Raw genomic sequence first — 26327 nt, 5'->3', positions numbered from 1 at the left:
GGGTGCGGTTCAAGGCGGCTGCACCCGCTGTCGGCAAGGATGGCATGACCGCTTCGCCGCTGCATCGAACCGACTGGGGGATGTGTGGTCAACTAGTCAAGCCAGCAAAGGCCGCCGACAGGCAACTAGCCGGTTTTTTGCAGACTGCAGTGTCCTGATCAAGCAAGGAGAAAGGAATGCTTATTTTGACTCGACGGGTTGGTGAGACCCTGATGGTGGGTGACGAAGTGACGGTAACCGTCTTGGGTGTCAAGGGCAACCAGGTTCGAATCGGCGTGAATGCACCCAAGGAAGTAGCGGTTCATCGCGAGGAAATCTACCAGCGCATCCAGAAAGAAAAGGATGAGGAACCAAATAGCTAATTTTATTGGGGATTTTCATTGCATTGAGTAATACGCGCAGGTAATATGCAGCGCGTGTTACGGAGAGGTGGCCGAGTGGCCGAAGGCGCTCCCCTGCTAAGGGAGTATACCTCAAAAGGGTATCGCGGGTTCGAATCCCGCCCTCTCCGCCACTTCGCGAATCGTAAGTGTCAAGCGTTAGTTTCTGATTACAAAGGAAAAAAATGTTTGACAGAGCCAATCAAGGCTCTATAATTCGCACCCACAACGCACTCGTAGCTCAGCTGGATAGAGTACTCGGCTACGAACCGAGCGGTCGGAGGTTCGAATCCTCCCGAGTGCGCCATACGAAGAAACCCATCGGTTGATAGCCGGTGGGTTTTTTTTTGCCCCCATCGCACGGGCTCGCTCCTGAGCTGCAGCCAAAACCTGCTAGGCTTGGGCTCTGAATTGCCGAGGCCGGCTCCTCGCCGCCCGGGTCGTCGTATTGCCGGGCTCCGGCCCGCCAGGGAAGTGCTGCCCATGTCAGAGCTGAACAGAAAGTCTCCCGAGAGCCTTCAGGACCGTCTCGAACAGGTAATGTCCCTGCTCGAGCGCGAGACGCTCGACGGAACTGCGTCTGTTCAGGGCGACCGACTCGGCGAACTGCAGACCAGGCTCGAAGAGCTGCATCCAGCCGACATTGCCTACATTCTCGAATCGCTGCCACTTGAGGAGCGGCTGACGGTCTGGCAGCTGGTCAAATCCGACCGGGATGGCGAGATCCTTTTGGAAGTCTCGGACGCCGTTCGCGAAACGCTTATCGCGGACATGGACAGTCACGAGATCATCGCCGCGGCGAACACCCTGGATGCCGATGAGCTTGCCGACCTTGCGCCGGATCTGCCACGTGATGTCGTACGTGAGCTCATGGACACGCTCGATGCGCAGCAGCGCGACCGTCTGAAGTCTGCATTGTCCTACGACGATGATCAGGTAGGCTCACTGATGGACTTCGATATGGTGACGATTCGCGATGACGTGACACTCGAAGTTGTCAGCCGCTATCTGCGCCGCTTCGACTTGCTGCCCGATCACACCGACAAGCTTTTCGTGGTCGACACCGAAGGCGTCCTGAGAGGTGTACTGCCGGTAAAGAAGCTGCTGGTGAGCTCGCCCGACGAGCTGGTGGTGGATGTCATGTCCGACGACCCGGTGGTGTTCAACCCGCTGGACGACGCCGGGGAGGCTGCCCAGGCGTTCGAGCGTTATGACCTGATCTCGGCCCCGGTGGTGGATGCGCAGGGCAAATTATTCGGCCGCCTGACCATCGATGAAATGGTCGACTACATCCGTGAAGAAAGCGAAGCGGAGGTTTTGAACGCAGCAGGTCTTCGCGAGGAAGAAGATATATTTGCCTCGGTATGGAAGTCGGTACGGAACCGTTGGGCATGGTTGGCGATCAATCTCTGCACCGCGCTGATTGCATCGCGGGTCATCGGGCTCTTTGAAGGCGCGATCGAGCAGCTGGTGGCGCTCGCGGCGCTGATGCCGATCGTTGCGGGAATCGGCGGCAACTCCGGCAATCAGACCATCACCATGATCGTCCGTGGTCTTGCTACGGGCCAGGTGCAGGCGGCACATGGAAGGCGGCTGATTCGCAAGGAGACCGGCGTTGCGTTGATCAACGGACTGTTCTGGGGGCTGGTGCTGGCCTTGATCGCCTACCTGCTCTATGGCAACGCCGCGCTGTCCCTGGTCCTGCTGTCGGCAATGACGCTGAACATGCTCCTGGCAGCAGTCATGGGGGTATGGATACCGCTGTTGCGGGTTCGGATGGGTGGAGATCCGGCTTTGGGTTCGAGCGTAATGATCACGGCCATCACCGACAGTGGCGGTTTTTTCATCTTCCTCGGGCTTGCGACGCTCTTTCTGCTGTAGGCCCTGTCCCACGCAGGCAGCAGAATGTCGCGTGGTTTGCCATAAATGTCACATCAGGATACATTAGACCGGTTTTGCGCTTCAGTAGGGTCGTTTTGCGCCGCCTTTTTGCGGTGCGGCCCTTCTGGTTACTTGAACAGCCCCTGGGCGTACTGGCACAGGAGTGCCGCAGGATAGCGGAGATAAGATGAACTCATCCGACTTGCTCATAGAAGGCGTGGAGCTGATGCTCCTGGGAATGGGGTCGGTATTTACCTTCCTCATCATTCTGGTTTTCGTCACCAGCATCATGTCCCGGCTGATCGACCGATACGTTCCCGTCCCGGCTCCGGTCACCAAGCCGGCTCGCAAGGCTCCCTCGACGGACTCGGTAGATCCAGAACTCTTGGCCGTGATCGGTGCTGCAGTCAAGCAGCATCGCGCCCGTCGCCGTTCCTGAACACCTTGCGCAGCATTATTATTAAAATCACAAAGGCCATAAGACTATGACCGATACCAAAAAGCCCTTGGGCATCACGGACGTCATCCTGCGCGATGCGCACCAATCGATCCTGGCGACGCGTATGCGTCTTGACGATATGCTGCCGATCGCAGGCAAGCTTGATCAGGTCGGGTTCTGGTCGGTTGAATCCTGGGGCGGCGCAACGTTCGACGCCTGTATCCGTTATCTGGGCGAGGATCCCTGGGAGCGTATTCGCGAACTCAAGCGCGCGATGCCCAATACGCGTCAGCAGATGCTTCTGCGCGGTCAGAACCTGCTCGGCTATCGCCATTACGCCGATGATGTAGTGGAAAAATTTGTTGAGCGCGCCGCAGTCAATGGCGTTGATGTTTTCCGCGTATTCGACGCGATGAATGACCCGCGCAACCTGGAAACGGCGCTCAAGGCCGTGAAGAAGCAAGGCAAGCATGCCCAGGGCACCATTTCCTACACCACCAGCCCGGTGCATACCGTTCAGATGTGGGTGGATCTGGCCAAGACCATCGAGGATCAGGGCGCCGATTCCATTGCGATCAAGGACATGGCCGGTATTCTCACGCCGTACACCGCGTTCGATCTGGTCAGTCGGCTCAAGGCTACTCTGAGCATTCCGGTACACATGCAGTGTCACGCGACGGCAGGGCTCTCCACCGCCGCGATTCTCAAGGCGGCCGAAGCGGGCATCGACAATGTCGACACCGCAATTTCCTCTCTGTCCATGACCTACGGCCATTCGCCGACCGAATCGGTGGTTGCGATATTCCAGAACACCGAGCGCGACACAGGATTGAACCTCGAACTGCTGGAAGAGTGCGCCGCCTATTTCCGGGAAGTGCGGAAGAAGTACGCAAAGTTCGAAGGCAATCTGAAGGGTGTCGACTCACGCATTCTGGTTGCCCAGGTGCCCGGCGGCATGCTCACGAATATGGAAGGGCAGTTGAAGGAGCAGGGCGCCGGTGACAAGTTCGACGAGGTGCTCGCAGAGATTCCGCGCGTGCGCGAAGACCTTGGGTTCATCCCCCTGGTCACTCCGACGTCGCAGATCGTTGGCACGCAGGCCGTGATAAACGTGCTCACTGGTGAGCGCTACAAGTCGATCACCAAGGAGACTGCCGGCATCCTCAAGGGCGAGTACGGCGCGGCACCGGCGGCGTTCAATCGCGAGCTGCAGGCCCGGGTACTGGACGGCGCCGAGGCCATCACCTGCCGTCCAGCCGACCTCCTTGAGCCCGAGATGGACAAGCTGACCGCGGAACTCAAGGGCCTGGCCCAGGAAAAGAACATCAAGCTCGCTACCGACGAGATCGATGATGTGCTGACCTACGCATTGTTCCCGCAAATCGGACTCAAGTTCCTCGAAAACCGCGGTAATCCTGACGCGTTCGAGCCGGTCCCGACCGGGAAGGAAACCGCGCCGGCGGCCAAGCCGGGCGAGCCCGAGGTCTACACCGTCAACGTCAACGGCAAGGAATACGTTGTCCAGGTCGCGGATGGCGGCGACATCACCGGTATCAAATCGGTCGGTGCAGGTAGTGCAAGCACCGCTTCGGCGGCCGCGCCGGCGCCTGCAGGCGAAGGTACGCCACAGGCGGCGCCACTTGCCGGCAATATCTTCAAGGTCCTGGTGCAACCGGGCGACGCTGTCGACGAGGGTGAGGTGGTCATGATCCTCGAAGCGATGAAAATGGAAACCGAGGTGCGGGCTGTCAAGGCTGGTACGGTCGGTACCGTCAACGTGAAGGTCGGCGACGCAGTGCAGGTCGGTGACACTCTGCTGACGATCGGCTAAGGGAGACAGTCATGGAGAAGCTTCTCCAGTTGTGGCATACGACAGGCCTTTATCACATCGAGCCAGGCCAGGTTGTGATGATCGTCGTGTGTTTTGCGCTGATTTATTTGGCGATCCGCAAGGGCTTCGAACCGTTGTTGCTGATTCCGATCGGCTTTGGTGGCGTGCTGGCAAACCTGCCCGTAGCCAATATGGCGGAAGGGACGGGTATTCTTCACCTCATTTACGAGGTGGGCTTGCCGACGAGCGTGTTCCCGCTGTTCATATTCATGGGCGTCGGCGCGATGACCGATTTCGGTCCGATGCTGGCCAATCCGCGCACCCTGTTGCTCGGTGCGGCGGCTCAGTTTGGTATCTTCGGAACCCTTCTGGGTGCTATTGCGCTCACGGCGTACAGCATTCCGGGCTTTGAGTTCACGCTCAAGGAAGCGGCTTCGATTGCCATCATTGGCGGCGCTGATGGTCCCACGTCGATCTTCGTCACTTCCAAGCTGGCGCCCGATCTGTTGGGTCCGATTGCCGTGGCAGCATATTCGTACATGGCTCTGGTTCCGTTACTGCAGCCACCGATCATGCGCGCGCTGACCAATGAGAAGGAACGTGCGATCGTCATGACTCAGCTACGGGTGGTGAGCAAGACCGAAAAGATCATGTTCCCGCTGGTACTGCTGATGCTGGTTGGTCTGCTGCTACCGGATGCCGCGCCTCTGGTCGGTTTCCTGTGCTTCGGTAACCTGATGCGTGAGTGCGGCGTCGTCGAGCGCCTGGCGGACACCACCCGCAATGCGCTGATCAATATCGTCACGATTCTTCTGGGTCTGGCGGTCGGATCGAAGCTTTCGTCCGAGGCGTTCCTGCAGCTCAAGACGCTGGGCATCCTCGTTCTCGGCATGGTCGCATTCTGCGCGGGCACGGCGGCTGGGGTTCTCATGGCGAAGCTGATGAACGCTGTCAGCAAGCAGGCGATCAATCCGCTCATCGGCTCGGCCGGCGTGTCGGCGGTTCCAATGGCTGCGCGGGTGTCCAACAAGGTAGGTCTGGAAGCCAACCCGCAGAACTTCCTGTTGATGCACGCGATGGGGCCGAACGTGGCCGGGGTCATCGGCTCGGCCGTGGCCGCCGGTGTGCTGCTTAATTTCGTAGGCTGATACTGGCCGGCGATGCGAATCGCCGGCACAAAAAAACCGCTCTCAGGAGCGGTTTTTTTGTGCTTCGTATCAGCTGGCTTCGGCCGCTAACAAAGCCAGAAGCGCGTTCTGTTGCCTGCGGCTCATTTCACGGAAGCGCACCAGCAGCTCTCGCTCCGGGTGGCTGAGCGCGTCCAGTTGCTGATCATTCAGCGATTGCCTGGAAGGTTGCTCGGGAAGGGTGGGCAGGTCCAGCAGGCTATGCTCGAGCCGGGCGATGATTTCCGAATTCATGCTGCGGTGGTGCGTTTTGGCCACCTCGGCGATCTTGTCGCGCATGCCTTGCGGTAGTCGAACCACGAATTTATCGGCGGTTCTGCTCGTGTAGTGTTGGATTGCTGTTTTCATAGGGCAACGAAATCGCTCTAAATTGTGTAATCGATGCTGGCTGGTAAGTCGCTTATGGCTTCCTGCCACCAGTACGTCCGCTATTGGTAGGAACGGTTTCCTTATCATGCTGACAACACATTCAGCCCAATTACTTCTCTTTATACCTTTTTTTTTAGATATTTGAAGGGCGCGACAGAAAAATGTCTGGGTTTTGTGACGGGATTCAGACGGATGGCATTTTAGCAGTATTCTGCTGGCAAGTTCACTCCTCTGGCGACTCATGCAAGCCTAAGGTAAGATGCGCGACTCGCAACGACGCAGTGCGCTTGTAGCTCAGCTGGATAGAGCAACCGCCTCCTAAGCGGTAGGTCCCCGGTTCGAATCCGGGCTCGCGCACCACACTCGCGACGCTCCGCCGTCGGCCGGTGCGTCTGTTCTGTCCGGAACTCGTCTTCCCGGTCTCAGTCGAACGACTGCTTTTCCCGCTGGCCAATCGGTTCGGCGATGCGATCTATTGCCGGCCTCGCACCGCCGGTTGCGCTTGTCAGGAGTCCAGATGTCCAGCACCTTCGCCGCGTTCTCTTCACTATATTTCGCGACTCTCCTGATGTTGACCGGGAGCGGTCTCCTCAGTACCTACATTGGGCTGCGTCTAGCCGGGGAGGGGGTGAGCGAGGTCTGGATCGGTATCCTGATGACAGGCTATTACGTCGGCCTGGTGCTGGGCGGCTGGGTCGGGCACCGGTTGATCGCAAGAGTTGGCCACATCCGTGCGTTCGTAGCCAGTGCAGGAGTGGTTACGGCTTCGGTGATCGGTCACGCTTTGAGTGACAGTGTATCGGTCTGGCTTGGACTGCGTTTTCTGGTTGGCATGGCCATGATGTGTCAGTACATGGTGCTCGAAAGCTGGTTGAACGAGCAGGCAGAGTCGCACCAGCGGGGACGGGTGTTCGCTGCGTACATGGTGGTGACGTTCCTTGGGCTGGCGTTTGGTCAGGTGCTGCTGGCCGTGATGCCCGAACTGGATCTTCGCCATATTCTGTTAGTGGCAATGTGCTTTTCGTTGTGCCTCGTTCCTGTTGCGGTGACCAATCGTATCCACCCGGCGCCCCTTCATCCTGCTCCCCTCAAGGTGCGATTTTTCATTGAACGCGTGCCGCTCGCACTGAGCACCATCTTCGTCTCAGGCATCCTTCTCGGCGCTTTCTATGGTCTCGCTCCTGTTTTCGCGAGCACGGTCGGCCTGGCAACCTCCGACGTCGGCATCTTTATGGCGGTGACGATCGGGGCCGGCTTGCTGGCTCAATGGCCCGTCGGCTGGCTCTCGGATCGTCTGGATCGCAGCCGAATGATTCAGATCAACGCGATTGTGTTGACCGGGGTGGTCCTGCTCATTGCAGTCGCCGTGCTCCCGCGCGCGGGCCTCATGCTGATGACCGCGTTGTTCGGCGTGTTGGCCTTTACGCTGTACCCGCTAGCCGTGGCGCTGGCCAATGACCACGTCGAGCAGGAACATCGCGTGCTGTTGTCGGCAATGCTGTTGGTCACGTTTGGTCTGGGGGCCAGCGTCGGACCACTGCTCGGCTCGACCGTAATGAAATTCTGGGGGCCTCAGGCACTGTATCTGTTCATGGGGATCTGCACATTGCTACTGTCGCTGCAGGTGCGCCCCGGCAGAGTTACTGGCGAACACCTGGTCGAAGAAGCGCCCATTCATTACATGCCTGCGGCCGGTAATCTGGTCAGTTCTCCTCTGGCTGCGGCTATCGACCCCCGGGTAGACGAGCAGATCGTGGCTGAGCAGATGCTGGATGACGCGGACGGCTATAGCGGGCGGCGGCACGACGACGAAGATCATCGGGCCGCCTGAAGATCAGAACAGGTCGTCCTTTTCCAGCCGCCTGGCTTCGCGCTGCAAGGTATTCACATAGCGGTCGATCTGTCTTTGCACGGCTGGCGGTGGTTGGCGAAAGCGCAGACCGACGTGACTTTCATCCACGCTTTCATCGTGCACCACATGCCGTACCTCCAGCGCGATCCTGAGACGACCTGCTTCGGGCAATTCGAGAAAACTCTGTTCCAACAGCTCTCCGGGCGTGAGCTGCTTGCTCAGATCTCCCGCAAACCGAGCCTTGCAGCCCGTGGCAGAAATATCGACCAGTGTTCCGGTGATTTGCTGCTGGCGCTGCTGCTTGATCAGCCCGATACCGGTTTCCAGTGCGCGATGCACCGTGGCACGAAAGGCCCCGCGTTTCTGATGATAAATCATGTCTTCAGGCAGGGGGGCGGTATAGGCCGGCGCGTCTTCGAAATTGACCTTCTCCGCCGCCGGGCAGCTCCAGCGAATATGCACGCCTTCGTGCCAGGCATCGATACGAAAAGCCTCGCCCTGTTCGACGAAGCGATCCCCGTCACGAGGAATCAGTTCATCGAGCCAAAGGTAGCCGGTGGCGGAATCAACATTGACGATGAAGCTCTGAAACTTTTGCGTCCGTTCGGAGAAAGTGACCATGAGCGGGTCACGCGACTGCTGGAGCGTTTTTAACAGCGAGGTGATTTCGATCCTGGAGCGAACTTCCCGGGGTGGCTGAGGACCCACTTCTTGTTCAAATAGCATGGTGCTGCTGGCTCTCGACATCCGTTGTGATAGTCCCGCCACTATACAGCAAGGCAGTCAGCATAACGGCTCTCCGATACCGGAAAAAATCAGACCTTGGTGAGCGGGCGCTGCGAACTCGAGCGGCTTGTCAGACCCTGCCGGTCGTAAACACTCTGGCTCGACTCGCCTTGATTGCGCAGAAGATCGATCAGATGCCCCGTCGCGTACTGACTATGCCTGACGAGCCGAGCGTTACGCTGATTGGCAGACTGGCAGCGTTCCAGGACTTCGCGGAAAGCGTCGTAGCCTTCCACCAGTTGCGGTTGCCCGAGCGACGCGATGAAATGTTCAAGGCTCTGTTCCGGCCGCTTGCCTGTCTGTTGGCACCAGCCGGCTATGGCCTGATCGTGCAGTGAAAGCGCCTTGATCAGCGGAGACTTCAGGTCGAGCAGCCGCTCGAGTTCGGGCATGTCATGTCGACCCAGCGCGTCCTGTTCCTGATCGAGTAGATCGAGGAACTGCTGACAATCCTGGATGGCCTGGTCAAATATCGTTTGCAGATCGATCATCTGTCATCTCCACGAACCGGGGCCATCACCAGTCTTCAGGCTTAGCGACTCTCCAGCGCCAGAAGCTTGTCAGCGATACGGCTGCTGTCCGGCTTGTAGCTGCCATCTGCCACGGCCTGACGGATCTGCGCAACGCGTTCGCTGTCCACTTCCGGAAGCTGGCGGAGACGTTCTTCTATAGCGTTCAATTGTTGTGCCTGCTCGCTGAGCTTGACCGACGACTCGCCAGCCGGCTGCTTCTGCTCAGGCGCCTTGTCAGCACCGCGGGCGCTGTCTGCACCGGGCTCGCGCTTGACGGATGCGGCACCAGCCTGGCCGGTTCGGCTGCTATTGCCTGCGCCGTTGGGGGCATTGAAGTCAATAACCATTCTACAGGTCCTCAGAACTTTGAATGTTTTACTAACATCAGTAACGGCCGATGCAGGAAAAACTTTAGGAAAAATCTATGTGACTCGATTCACAGTCTAGGCTTCTGCAGCCGCTGAGGAATCAGACAGCAGTATAGCGGAAACGGTTCGGCGGTCACATCGCCACTTCTACCTGTCCGGGTCCAATGATTCGGGCGGTAACGACCCGCCCGGAGCGCGTGTTGCGTACGCGTATCTGACTGCCGACGGTGCCTGCCTGAAGCGCTTCGCCTGGCATGCGTACCGAGATCTGCGAGTTTGCCGCGCTGATCACCACCTTGTCGCCGCGTTTGACGATCTCATCATTCTCCAGATGATTGGCGCCGATCACCATATCCGCAGAGAGCTGTCGCTTTGCGCGCTTGCCTAGCGCAAGTCCAGGATCGGTCAGGTATTGGTCACCAAGCAGACCGACGTCTCTCTCCATTAAGGCAATATCAGCCGGCTGTACTACCTCGTGACGGGACAGAGGGCGCCGGGTGACCAGGACCTGCTCGAACAGGCTTACCCTGGCTGGGACGAACAGACGCCAGCGTACCGTGTCGCTCTCGCAACTGACACGCACGGTGGCCCGACCGACCGGCACCGCCGGGCTTTCCAGCGTCGTTACCAGGCTGTCTGCCGGGCACAGAGGCAGGCGAAGCCGTGGATCGAGGCGGCCGACTTCGACTTCGTAGCGCGCGTCGCGGGTGCTTGCCGAGATGTGCTGCTCGGCTTGTTCCTCAAGAAAAGCTTCGGTGGTGCCGATAAGCTGTTCAATCAGAGGATTCGCGGACAAAGCGGAGGAAAAAAAAACCGCCAGCGCCGCGCAGTACCTGATAAAACGCATACAATTAGCCTTGATGACAAAACGGGTGGCGCCAAGTTACTGTCGCTTTCCTGTAGTGGAAGCAAGAAACGTACCGCTACACGTATAACGAGGAGGCGCCCATGGCTGGCGTTATGGACTCGGTCAACCAGCGAACGCAGCTGGTCGGACAGAATAGACTTGAATTGCTGCTCTTTCGGCTGGCCGGCAATCAGCTGTACGGAATCAACGTATTCAAGGTCAAGGAGGTGCTTCAATGCCCCAAGCTGACCTTGCTGCCCAAGCTGAACCCGGTGGTGCGCGGCGTGGCGCACATCCGTGGCGGCACGCTCCCGATCATCGATCTCAACAAGGCTACCGGGGGCGCGGGGCTGAGTGACCTGAGCACGGCGTTCGTCATCATCACCGAATACAACTACAGGGTGCAGGGTTTCCTCGTGCGCTCTGTTGAACGCATCGTCAACATGAACTGGTCAGAGATCCATCCCCCGCCACGTGGGACTGGCCGCGATCATTATCTGACCGCTGTCACGCGGGTTGACGAGAAGACCGTGGAAATCATCGACGTCGAGAAGATTCTTGCCGAGGTGGTCCCGACAGTCGAGACGATCTCTTCTGGGGTGATTGACGAGCGTACGCAGGCCGAGGCGGTTTCCCGCAAGGTTCTGATCGTCGACGACTCGAGCGTTGCACGCAAGCAGGTCGCCCGTTGTCTGCAGGAGGTCGGCGTGGAAATCGTCGCGCTCAACGACGGCAGGCAGGCACTGGATTGGCTCAAGGAAATTGCCGATCGAGGCGAGGACGTATCGAAACATCTGCTGATGATGGTGTCGGATATTGAAATGCCGGAGATGGATGGATACACGCTCACGGCCGAAGTGCGCAATGACCCCCGCATGAACAAGTTGCATATCATGCTGCATACCTCGCTGTCGGGGGTATTCAATCAGGCGATGGTGAAAAAGGTCGGCGCGGACGAATTCCTGGCCAAGTTCAAACCGGATGAACTGGCGAAACGGGTGATCGACCGGCTGCACGCCCTTCGCGACGCGACGGGTGCATGACGCCGGCACATAGACGAGATAGGGCGGTTGAGTGACCTCTGCAAACGATTTTCAGCAGTTCCGGGATTTCCTTGAAAAAGCCTGTGGCATCGTTCTGGGGGAAAACAAGCAGTATCTCGTATCCAGCCGGTTGAACAGGCTGCTCGAACAGGAGCGCATCAAGTCGCTGGGTGAACTCGTCTCGCGGATTCAGGCGAATCCGCGCGGTGGGCTGCGCGAGTCCGTCATCGACGCGATGACAACGAACGAGACCTTATGGTTTCGTGACGTGTATCCGTTCGAGGTGCTCAAGAACAAGCTTATTCCCGAGTTCGTTCAGAGCAGTCCCGGCCAACGCCTGCGCATCTGGTCGGCAGCCTGCTCGTCAGGTCAGGAACCGTATTCGCTGAGCATGTCGATCGACGAGTACGAGCGAACCAACCTGGGCCAACTGCGCGCGGGCGCGCAGATTGTTGCGACGGATCTGTCCGGAAGCATCCTCAGCGCAGCAAAAACCGCCGAATATGACAGTCTGGCTGTGGCGCGGGGGCTGTCCCAGGAACGTCTGGCACGGTATTTCGACGCCGCTGGCGCGGGACGTTGGTCGGTGAAGCAGCCGGTACGATCGCGTGTCGAGTTCCGAGCGCTGAACCTGCTGGACAGCTATGCCGGGCTGGGCAAGTTCGACATCGTGTTCTGTCGCAACGTACTCATCTACTTTTCGGCGGATCTCAAGAAGGACATCCTCAAGCGCATCCACGCTACGCTCAAGCCCGGTGGCTATCTCATGCTTGGTGCGTCAGAAGCCCTCAATGGATTGCCCGAGCTCTACCAGATGGTCCAGTGCAGCCCGGGCATCGTCTACAAGGCACGTTGATCGTCCGTGTCAGCTTGCCTGATGACACATCCTGAGCGCGTCCGACTATTGACGCGTTCTTGCCGCTACGCCGGGGCCAGCCCGGCTTCAGTGACGAATCTGCGGTAATAATTTGCCGCAGACGTTCGGCCATCCCTATTAAGTCTATGATATTGCTGAATATTCATTATTTGGCATAGCCCTTGCTTTGACACTTCCGTAAATGTCTTGCCGAGCACGCAAGCGGAGGAATGTCATGAGTTTGAGTTTCGATCGAGCGTTGGGCCTGCATGAAAAGGCGCTGTCCTTTCGTGCCGACCGCGCGGAAGTCATCGCCAACAATATCGCCAACGCCGATACGCCCAACTACAAGGCGCGAGACCTCGACTTCGCTAGCGTGCTCGAGGCCCAGCAAGCCGGAGGCGCAGAGCCGTTCAAGGCCCAGCGCACCCATGGCGGACATATCGCGATGGAAGGTTTCATCGACCAGGCTGCCGGTCTGCGTTACCGCACCGCTTCGCAGCCCTCGATTGACGGCAATAGCGTGGACACCCAGGTGGAACAGGCCAGGTACGCACAGAACGCCATCGACTTCCAGGCCAGCTTTACCTTCCTCAATAGCAAGTTCAAGGGCCTGATGACGGCCATAAGAGGAGACTGATCATGTCCCTGACCCAGGTTTTCAACATCGCCGGATCCGGCATGAGTGCCCAGTCCCTGCGGTTGAACACGGTGGCCAGCAACATTGCCAACGCCGAAACGGTGTCGAGCAGCATCGATGAAACCTATCGCGCTCGCAATCCGGTATTTGCCACCGTCCTCAGCGAGCAGCAAGGGCTTGGCGGCTCGCTGTTCCAGTCCGAAGGCGAGGCCGGTCAGGGCGTGCAGGTGCTCGGTGTCGTCGAATCGGACGCCGAATTGCAGGCGCGCTACGAACCTGACCACCCCATGGCGAACGAGGAAGGCTATGTGTTCTATCCGAACGTCAACGTCGTCGAGGAGATGGCCAACATGATGTCAGCCTCGCGCGCCTACCAGACCAACGTTGAAATCATGAACACCGCCAAGACCATGCTGCAGCGCGTGCTGACGCTGGGCCAGTAAAGGAGACCTTCTGATGAGCGTCAGTAATAACCTCAGCGTTGGCGAAAGCCTGCTGGACAACTACAAGGTCGACCAGGATCGCTTCGCCAAGGGTGACGAGCTGGGCAAGGATGCGTTTCTGCAGTTGCTGGTCACGCAGATGAACAATCAGGATCCGCTGTCGCCGCAGGAAAACGGTGAGTTCATCGCTCAGTTGGCACAGTTCAGCACCGTCGAAGGCATCGGTAACCTGAATACGTCGATGGACTCGTTGCTCAGTGGTTATCAGTCATCTCAGGCGCTGCAGGCCTCTTCGCTGGTGGGGCGTTCGGTGATCGTGCCAACGTCCAATGCCATGGTCGATACCCAACAGGGTATTCAAGGCCAGATGGCGATTACCCAGTCGAGCAGCAATGTGCTGGTCAACGTTTACAACAGCGCCGGCAAACTGGTTTCCGCCATGAACATGGGGGCGCAGGAGCCAGGCATGCTCGACTTCAACTGGAACGGCCAGGATGCCAGCGGCAATATCCTGCCGCCGGGCAAATACAAGTTCGAAGCCATCGCCAGCCAGGGCGGTGAACAGAAACAAGTGGCCACTCTGCTGCCTGCCAACGTCGACAGCGTATCGCTGGGTGTTGGCAAAGGGGGAGAGATGGTTCTGAATCTTGCAGGCCTGGGCAGCATCGGGCTGTCCGAAGTCCTGTCCATTAGCAAGTAAGTCGTCCGCAGCATCATTGAGGAGTTAGAACATGTCTTTCAACATCGGTCTCAGTGGTATTCGGGCGGCAGCATCCGATCTGAATATCACCGGTAACAACATAGCGAACGCCGGCACGGTCGGTTTCAAGTTGTCGCGCGCGGAGTTCTCCGACGTCTACGCGGCTTCCGTGCTGGGCTCGGGCAGCAATGCGCAGGGTAGCGGCGTTCTGATGGGTGACGTGTCGCAGATGTTCACGCAGGGCAACATCAACTTTACCGAGAACAGCCTGGATCTGGCGGTGAACGGTAACGGGTTCTTCGTCACCAGCAACAACGGTGCGTTGAGTTACACCCGAGCCGGCTACTTTGGCACCGACCGGCAGGGCAATATCGTCAACAACTTCGGCGAGCGGCTGCAGGGCTTCGGTGTGAACGGCGTCACCGGGCAGATCAACCAGGGTATTCAGACCGACTTGCGAGTGGATACGCGCTCGGCTGATCCGCAGCAGTCGACAGTCATCGATTCAACGTTGAACCTGAACTCCACCAACGTTCGTCCGGCTATATGGCAGCAGGCCTATGACGGCGCTTATGCCGGGTCCATCGCTGGGGCAGTAGATCCCGCTGCGCCAACTGCTGCTGAAGTGGCGGCTGCACAAACTGCTGGCCTGAATGCGGGGCGGGCGACCTTCGATCCGACGAACTCGGCAACCTACAACAGCTCCACGTCGGTGAACATTTACGATAGCCTGGGCAACCCCCACGTCATGACGAAGTATTTCGTCAAGAACGATGCAAACCGCTGGGACATGTTCGTGCTGGTGGACGGCCGTGATGTGCAGACCGGTACGCTCGCTTCCGACCCGGCGTTTGACCCGACTTCCACCACGCGCTTCGATCTGCAGTTCAACGAAGCCGGTGATCTCACAACGCCCCAGCCGTACACGCTGAGCGGCTGGGCACCGCTTGATAGCACCGGCCAGCCGACGGGAGCCGCCTCGCCGGTGAACAACCTGGCGATCAATCTGCGCGGGACTACCCAATACGCGTCCAGCTTCGCGGTGACCTCGGTGGTGCAGGATGGCTTCACGACCGGTGAACTTGCGGGTCTGGAGATCGATGACACCGGCTTGCTGGTGGCCCGGTACACCAACGGTCAGACCCGGACGCAGGGCCAGGTCGTTCTGGCGACCTTTGCCAACGCGCAAGGCCTGACGCCGCAGGGCAAGACATCGTGGACCCAGTCGTTCGCCTCGGGCGAACCGGTCGTCGGTGCGCCGACCTCGGGTACGCTGGGCACCATCCAGTCGGGTGCGCTGGAGTCGTCCAACGTGGACCTCTCCGAGCAGTTGATCAACCTGATCGTGGCCCAGCGTAACTACCAGGCCAACGCCAAGACCATCCAGACCGAAGATGCCGTCACCCAGACCATCATCAACCTGCGATAACTGAAGCAGCGCCTCTCGGGCGCTGTCAGGCGTCCGGGAAGGGCGGCAATTTTCTGCGGAGAATTGCCGCCCTTCTTCTTTCAGGGCATGTCTAAAGTACTGAAACATATAGACAATCCTCCGTATTATGTTCTTGGCACGCTATGTGCTTTATTTCCTCCAAGACTCTTCAAGCGGCAATTTCCTGTCGCACTGGTCGAAGCGGGAGTAGCGCATGGACAAGTCCTTATACATTTCCATGACTGGCGCCAGCCAGAACATGAAAGCCCAGGCTGCACACGCCAACAATCTGGCGAACGTGAGCACCACGGGATTCCGTCGTGATTTCGAGCAGGCACGGTCGATGCCGGTATTTGGCGAAACCTTCCCGAGCCGTGTCTACGCGATGACCGAGCGCCCCGGCAGTGACTTCTCCCAGGGGTCGCTGATCGAGACCGGTCGCGATCTTGACGTCGCCGTGCAGGGGGAGGGCTGGATTGCCGTGCAGGCCCCGGACGGCAGCGAAGCCTACACCCGCGCCGGCAGCCTGAATGTTGACGCCTTCGGCATGTTGCGCACCAGTTCCGGCTTACCGGTACTGGGCAACGGTGGACCGATCGCCGTGCCGCCAGCAGAGAAGATCGAAATTGGCTCGGACGGCACTATCAGCATCCGCGCACTTGGCGAGGCGCCGAGCGTCATGGCAGAGGTAGACCGCATCAAGCTGGTCAAACCTGACAACGCACTGGTGCGCAAGGGCGAGGACGGACTCATGCGCGTGGAAGGGCAGGTCGAACAGCCCGCTGACGCGGCCGTCAGCGTGACGACGGGCTTCCTCGAAGGCAGCAACGTGAATGCTGTCTCGGAGATGACCTCGATGCTCACGCTGGCCCGCCAGTTCGAACTGCACGTGAAGATGATGCGTACAGCAGAAGAAAACGCTACCTCCACCAACCGAATTCTGCAGATCAGTTGATCGCGATGATGCCGCGCCGCTAAACGGCGAGGAAGGAGAAGACCATGCATTCAGCTCTTTGGATTAGCAAGACCGGCCTGTCCGCCCAGGACACCATGTTGACCACGATCTCCAACAACCTGGCGAACGTGGGCACCACGGGTTTCAAGCGTGACCGCCCGGAATTCGAAGATCTGCTCTATCAGGTCAAGCGCCAGCCCGGCGGACAGACCACTCAGGACACTCAGCTGCCCTCGGGACTGCAGACCGGTACCGGCGTGCGCGTGGCGGGCACGCAGAAGATCTTCACCATGGGCTCGCTGCAGACCACCGAGCAACCGCTGGATATGGCCGTGAACGGCCGCGGCTTCTTTCAGATCCTGATGCCCGATGGCAACGTCGGCTATACCCGCGACGGCAGTTTCCATCTGGATTCGAACGGTCAGATCGTAACCTCCAGTGGCTTTCCGCTGGAACCGGGTATCGCTTTGCCTGACGACGTGCAGTCGTTCACCGTGGGTGAAGACGGCACTGTCAGCATCACGGTCTTCGGCGATCCTGCGGTTCAGCAGATCGGCAACATTCAGACCGCCGACTTCATCAACCCGGCAGGTCTGCAATCGATCGGCAACAACCTGTTCCTTGAGTCTGCGTCCAGTGGCGCGCCGCAGGTCGGCAATCCCGGCCAGAACGGGCTGGGGACCGTGCTGCAGAACACATTGGAGAACTCCAACGTTAGCGTTGTGGAGGAGCTGGTCAACATGATCACTACCCAGCGCGCGTACGAGATGAATTCCAAGGTGATCTCCACCGCGGACCAGATGCTGCAATACGTCAGCCAGAATCTGTGATGACCGGAGCGAACTGAGATGATCACCCTCCGCTTATCCCTGCTGGCAGTCCTGGTCGCTTCGCTGAGCGCGTGCGTCCAGGTGCCGCCGCGTCCGGACGATCCGGCCTACGCGCCTGTCCTGCCCAGGACGCCGATGCCGCAGGAGCTGAACAACGGAGCCATCTACCAGCCCGGGTTCGAAATGACGCTGTATGACGATCGCAAGGCGCATCGCGTCGGCGACATCATCACCATTACGCTGACCGAGCGGACCGCAGCACGCAAGAGTGCCGAAAGCGAGATGAGCAAGAACAGCTCGGTCGCGCTCGCCAACCCCACGCTGCTCGGCAACGTCGTCGGTGCCAAGGGGCTTGATCTGGGCGTGAGCATGTCCGGCAACCGCTCGGCCAACGGCGAGTCGGAGGCCAATCAGAGCAACAGCCTGACCGGCTCCATCACGGTCACGGTTGCGGAAGTGCTGCCCAACGGCATTCTTGCGGTGCGCGGCGAGAAGTGGATCACGCTCAATACCGGCGATGAGCTGGTGCGTATTTCAGGCTTGGTGCGCTCGGACGACATCGGGCAGGACAACACTGTGCTGTCCACCCGCGTGGCCGACGCGCGGATAACCTATTCGGGGACCGGTGCCTTTGCCAACGCCAGTCAGCCCGGCTGGCTGAGCCAGTTTTTCCTTAGCCCGTTGTGGCCCTTCTGAGGAGCGATGCGATGCGCGCTTTCATAGTCATGCTCTGCCTGCTCCTCGCCGCCCCGCTGGTGCAGGCCGAGCGTTTGAAGGATATCGCCAGTATCGCCGGGGTGCGTAGCAACCAGCTGATCGGCTATGGCCTGGTAGTGGGTCTGGATGGCTCGGGGGACCAGACCAGCCAGACGCCGTTCACTGCGCAAACCTTCAATAACATGCTCACGCAGTTCGGCATCACTGTGCCCCCGGGTACGCGTATCCAGACCAAGAACGTGGCAGCAGTGGCGATCCATGCCGACCTGCCGCCGTTCGCACGCCCGGGCCAGACCATCGACATCACCGTGTCATCGCTGGGCAACGCCAAGAGCCTTCGCGGCGGCAGCCTGCTGATGTCGCCGCTCAAGGGTATCGACGGTCAGGTGTATGCCATTGCCCAGGGCAACCTGGTGGTTGGCGGCTTCGGTGCTGAAGGTGCCGACGGCTCGCGCATCACCGTGAACGTCCCCAGCGTAGGGCGGATTCCCGGCGGAGCAACGGTCGAGCGCGCCGTGACCAGCCCCTTCGCCTCCGGAGACAGCCTCACCTTCAACCTGAACCGCCCGGACTTCACCACGGCCAAGCGCGTCGTCGATCAGATCAACGATACCTTCGGTCCTGGCGTTGCCCAGGCGCTCGACGGCGGCTCGATTCGTGTTCGCGCGCCGCTCGACCCCAATCAGCGTGTCGATTACCTGTCGATGGTCGAGAACCTGCAGATCGAGCAGGGCAACGCGGCGGCGAAGGTCATCATCAATTCGCGAACCGGCACCATCGTGATCGGGCAGGATGTGCGCGTGAAGCCGGCTGCAGTGACTCACGGCGGCCTGACGGTGACCATCACCGAGAACCCGCAGGTCAGCCAGCCCAATGCGTTTTCTGCAGGCCAGACCGTCGTCACGCCGAGCTCGCAGATCAACATCGAGGAAGGCGATAGCCGCATGTTCGTGTTCAACCCGGGCGTGTCGCTGGATGAAATCGTGCGTGCCGTGAATCAGGTCGGAGCGGCGCCCGGTGACCTGATGGCGATCCTGGAAGCACTCAAGCAGGCCGGCGCATTGAATGCCGACCTGGTCATTATCTGACGGGTAACTGACCATGGACATGAACAGCAACAGCCTCAGCTACACCGATCTGAACGCCATGAGCCAGATGGGCGTCGGCAGCAAGGCCAACAGCCAGGAGAACCTGCAACGCGTCGCGAAACAGTTCGAGTCGCTGTTCATGAACATGATGGTCAAAAGCATGCGCCAGGCGAACGCCGGCTTCGCAGAAGGCAATCCCCTTAATACGCAGCAGACCAAGTTCTATCAGGACATGTACGACAACCAGCTCACCGTGCACCTGGCTGAAAAGCAGGGCGTGGGTCTGGCCGATGTGATGATGCGGCAGCTGTCGCCAAACAAGGCCTCTCCGGCGCCGGTGGCTGCGGACGTCCAGGCCCAGGGGGGGCAGGGCGACCAGTCTGCGCTTCTGGCACGTCGTCGTCTGGCCATCTCCACCAGCTATCGCGCTGTTGCCGAGCAAACCGCTGCGACACCTGCTCCTGCGGCGGCGCAGGCGAGGGCGGAAACGCCTGCGCAGTGGCAGCCGATGCGTGCATTGGCGGGCGCATCGCGTCCAGTGGTGAGCACGGAGCAGGCGATAGCCCAGGGCGCGCCCAGCACCGCTGCAGCGGCACCGGCGCGCTTCGGTAGTGCACAGGAGTTCGCCGAGGCAATGCTGCCCATGGCGCGCAAGGCGGCCGCCCGACTGGGTGTGGACCCCCACTATCTGGTAGCTCAGGCCGCGCTTGAAACCGGCTGGGGCAAATCCGTTATTCGCGAATCCGATGGCAGCAGCAGCCACAACCTGTTCGGTATCAAGACGCATAACAGCTGGAACGGCGATTCGGCCAGCGTCATGACCACTGAATATCGTGACGGCGTCAAGGGACAGGAGCGCGCCAGCTTCCGCAGCTACGAGTCATACGAACAGAGCTTCGACGACTATGTGAGCTTTCTCGAGACCAATGGCCGCTACAAGCAGGCGCTGGGCAGCACAGCCAACCCGGACCAGTTCTTCCGTGAGCTGCAGCGTGCCGGCTACGCCACCGACCCGCAGTACGCCAGCAAGGTTTCGCAGATCGCCCGCAAGCTCATGGACGATCCCCGTCTGGCCACCACCGCCGGTACTACCGACACCCAGGGAAAGGCATAAGCCATGGCTGATCTGTTCAATATTGGCCTCAGTGGCCTGAAGGCGTCGCAAACGCAGCTGTCGGTAACCGGGCAGAATATCTCGAACATCAATACCCCCGGTTACTCGCGTCAATCCGCGTTGCAGGAGGCTCGCCAGCCCAGCTTCAGTGGGTCGGGTTACATCGGCAATGGCACGAGCATTGTCGACGTACAGCGGATTCATAACCAGTTTCTGACCAATCAGGTGCGTGCCAGCACGGCTCTGAACTCGGAAGCGACCGCGTTCCAGAGTCAGCTCGAGGAGCTGAACGTCCTGCTTTCCGGCACTGCCACGGGCATCACCCCGGGCCTGCAGAACTATTTCAATGCGCTGCAGACCGCTATCGAAGACCCGGGCAATCTGCCTGCTCGGCAGCTGTTCCTGTCCGAAGCGGAAGGTCTGGCGTCACGTTTCAACACCGTGCAGGAGCGGTTGACCGTCCAGAACCAGTTCATTGGCGAGCAGGTCGGCACGCTTTCCGAACAGGTCAGCCGGCTGGCCAGCTCCATCGCGTCCTACAACGATTCGATTGGCAAGGCTGCGGCCAATGGCAAGCAACCCAACGATCTGCTCGACTCGCGTGATGAGGCCATCCGCGAGTTGAGCGAGCTGGTCGGCGTGACCATCGTTCCGCAGGATAACAACGGCATAAACGTGTTCATCGGGTCCGGCCAGCCGCTGGTCGTCGGCAACCAGGCATCGAGCATGATGGCTGTACCGGGACGCTCCGATCCGAGCCGTACCGATCTCCTGCTGGTCAGCGGCGGCTCGGAACAGGACGTGACCAACCTCATTTCCGGCGGAGAGCTTGGCGGACTGGTGCGCTACCGCAACGAGGTCCTCGATCCGGCGCTGAACGCGGTGGGCCGACTGGCGATTTCCATTGCGGACGAGTTCAATACGCAGCTCGGCCAGGGTCTGGATCTGAACGGCCGTGTGGGTACCGATCTGTTCAAGGACATCAACAGCGACGATCAGGTCGCCCTGCGCAGCCGTGCCCGAGCCAATAACAGTGATCCCAATGCGCGGCTGGACGTTCGCATCAGTGATGCGGCCAGCCTGACGACCTCGGACTATGAGGTCATGTTTTCCAGCGCGACCGATTTCAGCGTGCGTCGGGTGTCGGACAACAAGGTCTCCGGTCCCTTTAACCTGTCCGCCACGCCGCCGCCCGAGCTCGACGGTTTCACCATCGAGCTCAACAGCGGCGGGATCGGCGCGGGTGATCGCTTTCTTCTGACGCCGACCCGGTTCGGAGCCGGCGCAATGAATGTCACGATGAAACAGCCGGAGGAGCTCGGCTTTGCCGCCCCGGTGGCTGCCCAGGCCAGCCTGGACAACCGCGGCACGGCGAAGATCACCCAGCCGGAAATCGTTGGCGGACCGCAACCGATCGACAAGTCCGTGCTCGCCACTCTGCTACCGGCGACATTCACCTTCGATCAGGCGACTGGGCAGCTCAACCTGAGTACCGGCGGCGGAGCTACATCGCCTGATCCGCTGGTCATCACTCCCGGCCAGACCAATACGGTGGAGTGGAGCAACGGCGGCTATACCTTCCGCATGAGCCTGACCGGTACACCGCTCAATGGTGACAGCTTTGCTGCGTCGGTAAATAACGGGGTGTCTGACAACCGCAACGCGCTCAAGCTTTCCGCGCTGCAGACCAGCCCGGTGCTTGGCAAGACCTCTCCGGATGCGAAGGGTTTCTCGTTTGTGGACGGTTATGGCGATCTGGTACAGCGCGTTGCGACGTTCACCTCCCAGGCTCGCTCTGAAAGCGAGTCGAGTGCCGCTGTACTGAAACAGGCGACCAATAACCGTGACTCGGTTTCGGCGGTGAATCTGGACGAGGAGGCGACCAACCTGATCATCTTCGAGCAGTACTACAATGCATCCGCTCAGGTGATCCAGATTGCTCGGTCGGTGTTCGACACGTTGATCAACAGTATTCGTTGAAGGGGTAGGCGGGGATGCGCATTTCGACCATTCAGCAGTTCAATCACGGCGTAAAGGGCATCACTGACAACTATGCCAACGTGACCCGGACCCAGGAGCAGGTCAGCTCCGGTACACGAATCCTGACCCCGGCTGACGATCCCGTTGCCTCCGTTCGGCTCCTGCAGCTGGATCAGGAGTCCAACAAGCTCGAGCAGTACAAGGCCAACCTGAGCGCGGCGACCAACAGCCTGACCTCGGAGGAAGCGTCGCTCAATTCGGTGAACAACATCCTTCAGCGCATTCGCGAAATCGCAGTCTCCAGTGGCAACGGAGCGATGAGCAAGCAGGATCGGCAGGCGCTCGCAGCCGAGCTATCGGAGCGCGAGGATGAACTCTACAACGTATTCAACAGCCGCAACGCTCGCGGCGAGTATCTGTTCGGCGGCTTCCAGGGTAATGCACAGCCCTTTGTACGGAATCCGGACGGCACCTACACCTATCAGGGTGACGAGGGTCAGCGCTCCATTCAGATCGCCAGCTCCAAGCTGATGGCCATCAATGACAGCGGCAAGAATCTGTTCGTCGACATCGACAACGTCAATCGCGTAGCCACGGCCGCGGACTCCGGCAACACCGGGGACGCGCGGATATCGCTGGGCGTGGTCGAAAACAAGACAGCCTACGACAACACGTTCTTCCCGCAGGAACGCGTCAGTATCGTGATCGGTGCCGATGCCCAGAGCTATGAAATAGTCGATGCGAACGGCGATGCGCTTGTCCCCGCAGTGACCGGTGCGCTGACTGCCAATGACAGGAACAGCTACGAGATTCGCTATGCCGGCGTGGCGGTCAAGCTGGACGGAACCGTGCAGGCGGGCGACAGTTTCACCATCGAGCGGGGTGATGTGAGCGCTGAGCAGGGCAAGCGGGAAACCCGCAGCATACTGGAGAGCGTTGCCTTCCTGCGGCAGAATCTGGAGTCCGGTGGCGACACCACCGAAGACAAGCTGCAGCGCCGCGACGTCATTGCCATCAGCCTGGAGAATCTCGACAACGCAATGAACAAGGTGCTCGGTGTGCAGACCACTATCGGCGCCCGCATGAACGTCATCGAGTCGACCGAAAACGAGAACGCCGAGGTCAGCCAGATCAACCAGTCGGTGCAATCGAGTCTCAAGGATCTCGACTACGCCGAAGCGCTCAGTCGTCTGAGCCTGCAGACAGTGGTTCTGCAAGCGGCACAACAAAGCTTCGTCAAGGTCAGCGGCCTGAGCCTGTTCAACCTCATTCGTTAACGGGTTGGTCCTCAGCCAGGCGGGCAAGTATAGGGCAGTTCGGGCGATGGTCGCCGCGGCAGCAGGTCGCCAGCTCGGCCAGCGTATCGCGCATGCCCTGCAGCCCGGCTATCTTCTCGTCGAGGTCTTGCAGGTGCCTGTCGGCAAGCGCTTTCACCTCGGCGCTGCTCCGCTCGCGGTCCTGCCATAAAGCGAGTAGCTGGCCAACCTCTTCCATGCTGAACCCCAGGCTGCGCGCTCGCTGGATGAAACGCAGGGTGTGCAGATCACGCTCATTGAATCGGCGATAACCCGCCGGACTGCGGTCTGCCAAGGGCAGCAGTCCTATCTTTTCATAATGACGAATCATCCGCGGCGTCAAGCCGCTGACGTTTGCTGCCTGACTAATGTTCATGGCGACTCCGGTTTCCAGCGGCGCAGCAGCAGTGCATTGGCGACCACGCTGACGCTACTGGCGGCCATCATCGCGCCGGCCATCATCGGGCTCAGCAGACCCACAGCCGCCAGCGGAATGCCCAGGCTGTTGTACACAAACGCCCAGAACAGATTCTGGCGAATCTTGCGCCAGGTATGCCGCGATATATCCAGCGCGGCCGGCACCAGCGTAGGGTCGCCGCGCATAAGCGTGATGCCAGCGCTATGCATGGCCACATCGGTACCGGTGGCCATTGCCATGCCGACGTCGGCAGCTGCCAGTGCAGGCGCGTCGTTTATGCCATCGCCGATCATTGCTACCACCCGACCCTGCTTGCGCAGGGTGGCGACGTGTCTGGCCTTGTCCTCGGGGAGCACCTGGGCCTCTACGTGGCGGATGCCGAGCTCTTCGCCGACCGCTGCGGCAGCGGCCTCGCTGTCGCCGCTGATCAGCCAGCTGTCGATACCCAAGGTCGCCAGCTGGCTGACGGTGCGGGCTGCACCGGCCTTGAGTTTGTCGGCAAAGGCCATCATGGCCACCGCCCGGACCTCACCGTCGTCCACGGCGAGCCAGGACAGGGTGCGGCCACGGGCTTCATGGCTGGCGGCCAGATCCTCCCATTCCTCCAGCGAAACGCCTTGCTCACGCATCAACGTACGATTGCCGAGCCATAGCTGGAAACCGTCGACGCGGCCACCGGCCCCCCGGCCGGAGAGCACACGAAAGTCGTTCGCCGGACGCGGGTCTATCTGCTGTGCTTCGGCGTGCCGGAGCAGCGCAGCGGCAAGCGGATGCTCGGCGTGTTTCTGAATCGCAGCGGCCCACGTGAGCGCCTGTCCGGCGTCGGTGCCGGGCAAGGTGTCGAAGGCCAGCAGTTCGGGTTTGCCCACGGTCAGGGTGCCGGTCTTGTCGAAAATAACCGTATCTACCCGGTGGGCCAGTTCCAGCGCCTGGGCGTCCCGGATAAGGATGCCGTTACGCGCGGCAATGCCGGTGCCGACCATGATTGCCGTCGGCGTGGCGAGGCCCAGTGCGCAGGGGCAGGCGATCACCAGCACCGCGATGGCATTGAGCAGCGCCTGCTCGCCGCCGATCACGACGCTGCCGATCAGCCAGGTCAGCAGGGCGATACCCAGTACGATGGGCACGAATACCGCACTTACCCGGTCGACCAGACGCTGAATCGGCGCTTTGGAGGCCTGGGCCCCTTCAACCATGCGCACGATGCGCGAGAGCATCGTGTCGTGACCCACCGCGAGCGTGCGGATGATCAGCACGCCGTCCTGGTTCATCGAGCCGGCACTGACGGTATCGCCGGGTTGGCGACTTGCCGGCAGGCTCTCGCCGGTCAGCATGGACTCGTCGACGTGACCTCCACCTTCCATCACCTGGGCATCGACCGGGATGCGCTCGCCGGGCTGGACGACCAGCACGTCATCCGGGCGGATCTGTTCCAGCGGCACCAGGCGGTCTCCCTCCGGCGAGCGCAATCTGGCGGTGTCAGGACGCAAGGCAGTTAGGGCCCGAATGGCCTCGAGCGTCTGACCCTTGGCGCGACTCTCAAGATATTTGCCCAGCAGCACAAAGGTAATGATGACTGCCGAGGCTTCGTAGTACAGCGCTGGCATGTCGCCCGCCGCGGCGTTGAGCAGGTGCCATGTGCTGAGTGTCCACCCGGCTGTGGTCCCGATAGCGACGAGCAGGTCCATGTTGCCGGACAGGTTGCGAACAGCGTGCCAGGCGGCGCGATAGAATCGCGCGCCGAAGTAGAACTGAACAACCGATGCCAGCAACAGCTGAACGATGGGCGGAGCCATCCAGCCGTGGACACCGACGAGCTCGGGAATCATGCCCAGGGCGAGCGGAGCGCTGAGAATCGCGGCCCCGACGAGATGCCGCCGCTCCCGAACGAGCCGCCCCTGAGCGGGGTCCTCGACGCCAGCCCGGCTCTCGTCCAGCCAGCGCCCGGAATAGCCAGCCCGCTCGGTTGCCTGCAGCAGGGCTTGATGGTCGGTGTCGGGGAGCATGGTCACCCTGGCTTGTTCGCTCGCCAGGTTGACCTCTGCATGAATCACACCGGCGACGCTCAGCAAGGCCTTTTCCGCGCGGCTCACACAGCTGGCGCAGGTCATCCCCTGCAGTTGCAGCTGGCGTTCTGTCATGGTGACCGGATAGCCCGCCTTGCCAAGCGCTGCAGCGGCAGGCGCCAGGTCTGTGGGGTGTTCCAGTTCGACCCGGGCGGTTTCCGCTGCGAGGTTGACCTCTGCAGAGCGCACCCCGGGCGAAGCGCCGAGCGCTTTCTCGACACGACGTACGCAGCTGGCGCAGGTCATGCCGCCTACATTGAGAGTAACTGTGCTCATGCTCATGTTCCTGTGAGAGGCAGTA

At 60.2% G+C, this 26327-nt stretch carries 26 protein-coding genes and 3 tRNA genes; 22 read left to right on the top strand and 7 right to left on the bottom strand.

Annotation, left to right across the window (positions count from 1 at the left end; genetic code table 11):
• Positions 1–176 precede the first annotated feature (176 nt).
• The 7 genes from csrA to KEM63_RS11635 all read left to right on the top strand — a co-directional run bounded on the left by csrA (position 177) and on the right by KEM63_RS11635 (position 5679).
• Positions 177–362 (top strand): carbon storage regulator CsrA, encoded by a 186-nt coding sequence (gene csrA / locus KEM63_RS11665; protein WP_022963267.1) that lies wholly within the window; start codon positions 177–179, stop codon positions 360–362.
• Positions 363–423: 61 nt separating this feature from the next.
• Positions 424–514 (top strand) — tRNA-Ser (locus tag KEM63_RS11660).
• Positions 515–610: 96 nt separating this feature from the next.
• Positions 611–687: transfer RNA gene (locus KEM63_RS11655), tRNA-Arg, on the top strand.
• A gap of 233 nt (positions 688–920) precedes the next feature.
• Positions 921–2261, top strand: a complete 1341-nt coding sequence (mgtE, locus tag KEM63_RS11650; protein WP_423747861.1) for a magnesium transporter — start codon at positions 921–923, stop codon at positions 2259–2261.
• Positions 2262–2448: 187 nt separating this feature from the next.
• Positions 2449–2700 carry an OadG family protein gene (locus tag KEM63_RS11645; protein WP_223651823.1) on the top strand — a complete coding sequence of 84 codons (252 nt, stop codon included), beginning with the start codon at positions 2449–2451 and terminating at the stop codon, positions 2698–2700.
• Positions 2701–2746: 46 nt separating this feature from the next.
• Positions 2747–4531 carry a sodium-extruding oxaloacetate decarboxylase subunit alpha gene (oadA, locus tag KEM63_RS11640; RefSeq protein WP_223651821.1) on the top strand — a complete coding sequence of 595 codons (1785 nt, stop codon included), beginning with the start codon at positions 2747–2749 and terminating at the stop codon, positions 4529–4531.
• An 11-nt stretch (positions 4532–4542) separates the two neighbouring features.
• Complete coding sequence (locus KEM63_RS11635) at positions 4543–5679, top strand: sodium ion-translocating decarboxylase subunit beta (protein WP_223651819.1); 1137 nt, start codon at positions 4543–4545, stop codon at positions 5677–5679.
• A gap of 69 nt (positions 5680–5748) precedes the next feature.
• Here KEM63_RS11635 and KEM63_RS11630 read toward each other — a convergent pair whose 3' ends face one another.
• Positions 5749–6066, bottom strand: a complete 318-nt coding sequence (locus KEM63_RS11630; protein ID WP_223655871.1) for an Arc family DNA-binding protein — start codon at positions 6064–6066, stop codon at positions 5749–5751.
• Between the two features lie 304 nt (positions 6067–6370).
• On the opposite strand from KEM63_RS11630, the gene KEM63_RS11625 reads away from it, so the two are divergent.
• Both KEM63_RS11625 and KEM63_RS11620 read left to right on the top strand, forming a co-directional pair.
• Positions 6371–6447, top strand: a tRNA-Arg gene (locus KEM63_RS11625).
• Between the two features lie 157 nt (positions 6448–6604).
• Complete coding sequence (locus tag KEM63_RS11620) at positions 6605–7918, top strand: MFS transporter (protein WP_223651817.1); 1314 nt, start codon at positions 6605–6607, stop codon at positions 7916–7918.
• 3 nt (positions 7919–7921) lie between these two features.
• On the opposite strand, the gene KEM63_RS11615 is transcribed toward KEM63_RS11620, so the two are convergent.
• From KEM63_RS11615 to flgA, 4 genes are all read right to left on the bottom strand, one after another.
• Positions 7922–8665, bottom strand: coding sequence for a flagellar brake protein (locus KEM63_RS11615; RefSeq protein WP_223651815.1), 744 nt, complete (start codon positions 8663–8665; stop codon positions 7922–7924).
• A gap of 89 nt (positions 8666–8754) precedes the next feature.
• Positions 8755–9216, bottom strand: a complete 462-nt coding sequence (locus KEM63_RS11610) for a flagella synthesis protein FlgN (RefSeq protein WP_223651813.1) — start codon at positions 9214–9216, stop codon at positions 8755–8757.
• A gap of 41 nt (positions 9217–9257) precedes the next feature.
• Entirely contained in the window at positions 9258–9584 is a 327-nt protein-coding gene (gene flgM / locus KEM63_RS11605; protein ID WP_223651811.1) for a flagellar biosynthesis anti-sigma factor FlgM, read from the bottom strand.
• Between the two features lie 154 nt (positions 9585–9738).
• Positions 9739–10452 (bottom strand): flagellar basal body P-ring formation chaperone FlgA, encoded by a 714-nt coding sequence (gene flgA / locus KEM63_RS11600; RefSeq protein WP_223651809.1) that lies wholly within the window; start codon positions 10450–10452, stop codon positions 9739–9741.
• Between the two features lie 101 nt (positions 10453–10553).
• On the opposite strand from flgA, the gene KEM63_RS11595 reads away from it, so the two are divergent.
• The 13 genes from KEM63_RS11595 to flgL all read left to right on the top strand — a co-directional run bounded on the left by KEM63_RS11595 (position 10554) and on the right by flgL (position 23524).
• Positions 10554–11495 carry a chemotaxis protein CheV gene (locus KEM63_RS11595; RefSeq protein ID WP_223651807.1) on the top strand — a complete coding sequence of 314 codons (942 nt, stop codon included), beginning with the start codon at positions 10554–10556 and terminating at the stop codon, positions 11493–11495.
• 31 nt (positions 11496–11526) lie between these two features.
• Positions 11527–12351 (top strand): CheR family methyltransferase, encoded by an 825-nt coding sequence (locus KEM63_RS11590; RefSeq protein ID WP_223651805.1) that lies wholly within the window; start codon positions 11527–11529, stop codon positions 12349–12351.
• Positions 12352–12586: 235 nt separating this feature from the next.
• Complete coding sequence (gene flgB, locus KEM63_RS11585; RefSeq protein ID WP_223651803.1) at positions 12587–12991, top strand: flagellar basal body rod protein FlgB; 405 nt, start codon at positions 12587–12589, stop codon at positions 12989–12991.
• Between the two features lie 2 nt (positions 12992–12993).
• On the top strand, positions 12994–13434 hold the full coding sequence (gene flgC / locus KEM63_RS11580; protein WP_223651801.1) for a flagellar basal body rod protein FlgC: 441 nt from the start codon (positions 12994–12996) through the stop codon (positions 13432–13434).
• A gap of 13 nt (positions 13435–13447) precedes the next feature.
• Positions 13448–14134: a flagellar hook assembly protein FlgD gene (gene flgD, locus KEM63_RS11575; RefSeq protein ID WP_223651799.1), complete on the top strand. Its 687-nt coding sequence runs from the start codon at positions 13448–13450 to the stop codon at positions 14132–14134.
• A 31-nt stretch (positions 14135–14165) separates the two neighbouring features.
• Entirely contained in the window at positions 14166–15563 is a 1398-nt protein-coding gene (locus KEM63_RS11570; RefSeq protein ID WP_223651798.1) for a flagellar hook protein FlgE, read from the top strand.
• 214 nt (positions 15564–15777) lie between these two features.
• Positions 15778–16518: a flagellar basal-body rod protein FlgF gene (gene flgF, locus KEM63_RS11565; protein ID WP_223651797.1), complete on the top strand. Its 741-nt coding sequence runs from the start codon at positions 15778–15780 to the stop codon at positions 16516–16518.
• Positions 16519–16562: 44 nt separating this feature from the next.
• Positions 16563–17348, top strand: a complete 786-nt coding sequence (gene flgG, locus KEM63_RS11560; protein ID WP_093393870.1) for a flagellar basal-body rod protein FlgG — start codon at positions 16563–16565, stop codon at positions 17346–17348.
• A gap of 18 nt (positions 17349–17366) precedes the next feature.
• The gene (gene flgH / locus KEM63_RS11555) at positions 17367–18044 is read left to right on the top strand and encodes a flagellar basal body L-ring protein FlgH (RefSeq protein WP_423747796.1); all 678 of its coding nucleotides are present in this window, start codon (positions 17367–17369) and stop codon (positions 18042–18044) included.
• A gap of 11 nt (positions 18045–18055) precedes the next feature.
• Positions 18056–19153: a flagellar basal body P-ring protein FlgI gene (locus KEM63_RS11550; protein WP_223651796.1), complete on the top strand. Its 1098-nt coding sequence runs from the start codon at positions 18056–18058 to the stop codon at positions 19151–19153.
• Positions 19154–19172: 19 nt separating this feature from the next.
• Positions 19173–20267, top strand: a complete 1095-nt coding sequence (gene flgJ / locus KEM63_RS11545) for a flagellar assembly peptidoglycan hydrolase FlgJ (protein WP_223651795.1) — start codon at positions 19173–19175, stop codon at positions 20265–20267.
• Positions 20268–20270: 3 nt separating this feature from the next.
• On the top strand, positions 20271–22247 hold the full coding sequence (gene flgK / locus KEM63_RS11540; protein WP_223651794.1) for a flagellar hook-associated protein FlgK: 1977 nt from the start codon (positions 20271–20273) through the stop codon (positions 22245–22247).
• Between the two features lie 14 nt (positions 22248–22261).
• Positions 22262–23524, top strand: coding sequence for a flagellar hook-associated protein FlgL (gene flgL / locus KEM63_RS11535; RefSeq protein WP_223651793.1), 1263 nt, complete (start codon positions 22262–22264; stop codon positions 23522–23524).
• On the opposite strand, the gene cueR is transcribed toward flgL, so the two are convergent.
• Together cueR and KEM63_RS11525 are read right to left on the bottom strand one after the other, a co-directional pair.
• Positions 23514–23918 carry a Cu(I)-responsive transcriptional regulator gene (cueR, locus tag KEM63_RS11530; protein WP_223651792.1) on the bottom strand — a complete coding sequence of 135 codons (405 nt, stop codon included), beginning with the start codon at positions 23916–23918 and terminating at the stop codon, positions 23514–23516. The genes flgL and cueR overlap by 11 nt on opposite strands.
• Complete coding sequence (locus KEM63_RS11525) at positions 23915–26308, bottom strand: heavy metal translocating P-type ATPase (RefSeq protein ID WP_223651791.1); 2394 nt, start codon at positions 26306–26308, stop codon at positions 23915–23917. The genes cueR and KEM63_RS11525 overlap by 4 nt, the downstream gene beginning before the upstream one ends.
• Between the last annotated feature and the right edge of the window lie 19 nt (positions 26309–26327).

This window comes from Halopseudomonas nanhaiensis, from assembly GCF_020025155.1.
Lineage (GTDB): Bacteria > Pseudomonadota > Gammaproteobacteria > Pseudomonadales > Pseudomonadaceae > Halopseudomonas > Halopseudomonas nanhaiensis.
The sequence above is the reverse complement of the archived record's forward strand: the minus strand, read 5'-3'. Positions and strand labels throughout refer to the sequence as shown.

Excerpts from the sequence above, each read along its gene's own strand:
- csrA (WP_022963267.1), top strand. The coding sequence starts at position 177 with ATGCTTATTTTGACTCGACGGGTTGGTGAGACCCTGATGGTGGGTGAC.
- mgtE (WP_423747861.1), top strand. The coding sequence starts at position 921 with ATGTCCCTGCTCGAGCGCGAGACGCTCGACGGAACTGCGTCTGTTCAG.
- KEM63_RS11645 (WP_223651823.1), top strand. The coding sequence starts at position 2,449 with ATGAACTCATCCGACTTGCTCATAGAAGGCGTGGAGCTGATGCTCCTG.
- oadA (WP_223651821.1), top strand. The coding sequence starts at position 2,747 with ATGACCGATACCAAAAAGCCCTTGGGCATCACGGACGTCATCCTGCGC.
- KEM63_RS11635 (WP_223651819.1), top strand. The coding sequence starts at position 4,543 with ATGGAGAAGCTTCTCCAGTTGTGGCATACGACAGGCCTTTATCACATC.
- KEM63_RS11630 (WP_223655871.1), bottom strand. The coding sequence starts at position 6,066 with ATGAAAACAGCAATCCAACACTACACGAGCAGAACCGCCGATAAATTC.
- KEM63_RS11620 (WP_223651817.1), top strand. The coding sequence starts at position 6,605 with ATGTCCAGCACCTTCGCCGCGTTCTCTTCACTATATTTCGCGACTCTC.
- KEM63_RS11615 (WP_223651815.1), bottom strand. The coding sequence starts at position 8,665 with ATGCTATTTGAACAAGAAGTGGGTCCTCAGCCACCCCGGGAAGTTCGC.
- KEM63_RS11610 (WP_223651813.1), bottom strand. The coding sequence starts at position 9,216 with ATGATCGATCTGCAAACGATATTTGACCAGGCCATCCAGGATTGTCAG.
- flgM (WP_223651811.1), bottom strand. The coding sequence starts at position 9,584 with ATGGTTATTGACTTCAATGCCCCCAACGGCGCAGGCAATAGCAGCCGA.
- flgA (WP_223651809.1), bottom strand. The coding sequence starts at position 10,452 with ATGCGTTTTATCAGGTACTGCGCGGCGCTGGCGGTTTTTTTTTCCTCC.
- KEM63_RS11595 (WP_223651807.1), top strand. The coding sequence starts at position 10,554 with ATGGCTGGCGTTATGGACTCGGTCAACCAGCGAACGCAGCTGGTCGGA.
- flgB (WP_223651803.1), top strand. The coding sequence starts at position 12,587 with ATGAGTTTGAGTTTCGATCGAGCGTTGGGCCTGCATGAAAAGGCGCTG.
- flgC (WP_223651801.1), top strand. The coding sequence starts at position 12,994 with ATGTCCCTGACCCAGGTTTTCAACATCGCCGGATCCGGCATGAGTGCC.
- flgD (WP_223651799.1), top strand. The coding sequence starts at position 13,448 with ATGAGCGTCAGTAATAACCTCAGCGTTGGCGAAAGCCTGCTGGACAAC.
- KEM63_RS11570 (WP_223651798.1), top strand. The coding sequence starts at position 14,166 with ATGTCTTTCAACATCGGTCTCAGTGGTATTCGGGCGGCAGCATCCGAT.
- flgF (WP_223651797.1), top strand. The coding sequence starts at position 15,778 with ATGGACAAGTCCTTATACATTTCCATGACTGGCGCCAGCCAGAACATG.
- flgG (WP_093393870.1), top strand. The coding sequence starts at position 16,563 with ATGCATTCAGCTCTTTGGATTAGCAAGACCGGCCTGTCCGCCCAGGAC.
- flgH (WP_423747796.1), top strand. The coding sequence starts at position 17,367 with ATGATCACCCTCCGCTTATCCCTGCTGGCAGTCCTGGTCGCTTCGCTG.
- KEM63_RS11550 (WP_223651796.1), top strand. The coding sequence starts at position 18,056 with ATGCGCGCTTTCATAGTCATGCTCTGCCTGCTCCTCGCCGCCCCGCTG.
- flgJ (WP_223651795.1), top strand. The coding sequence starts at position 19,173 with ATGAACAGCAACAGCCTCAGCTACACCGATCTGAACGCCATGAGCCAG.
- flgK (WP_223651794.1), top strand. The coding sequence starts at position 20,271 with ATGGCTGATCTGTTCAATATTGGCCTCAGTGGCCTGAAGGCGTCGCAA.
- flgL (WP_223651793.1), top strand. The coding sequence starts at position 22,262 with ATGCGCATTTCGACCATTCAGCAGTTCAATCACGGCGTAAAGGGCATC.
- cueR (WP_223651792.1), bottom strand. The coding sequence starts at position 23,918 with ATGAACATTAGTCAGGCAGCAAACGTCAGCGGCTTGACGCCGCGGATG.
- KEM63_RS11525 (WP_223651791.1), bottom strand. The coding sequence starts at position 26,308 with ATGAGCATGAGCACAGTTACTCTCAATGTAGGCGGCATGACCTGCGCC.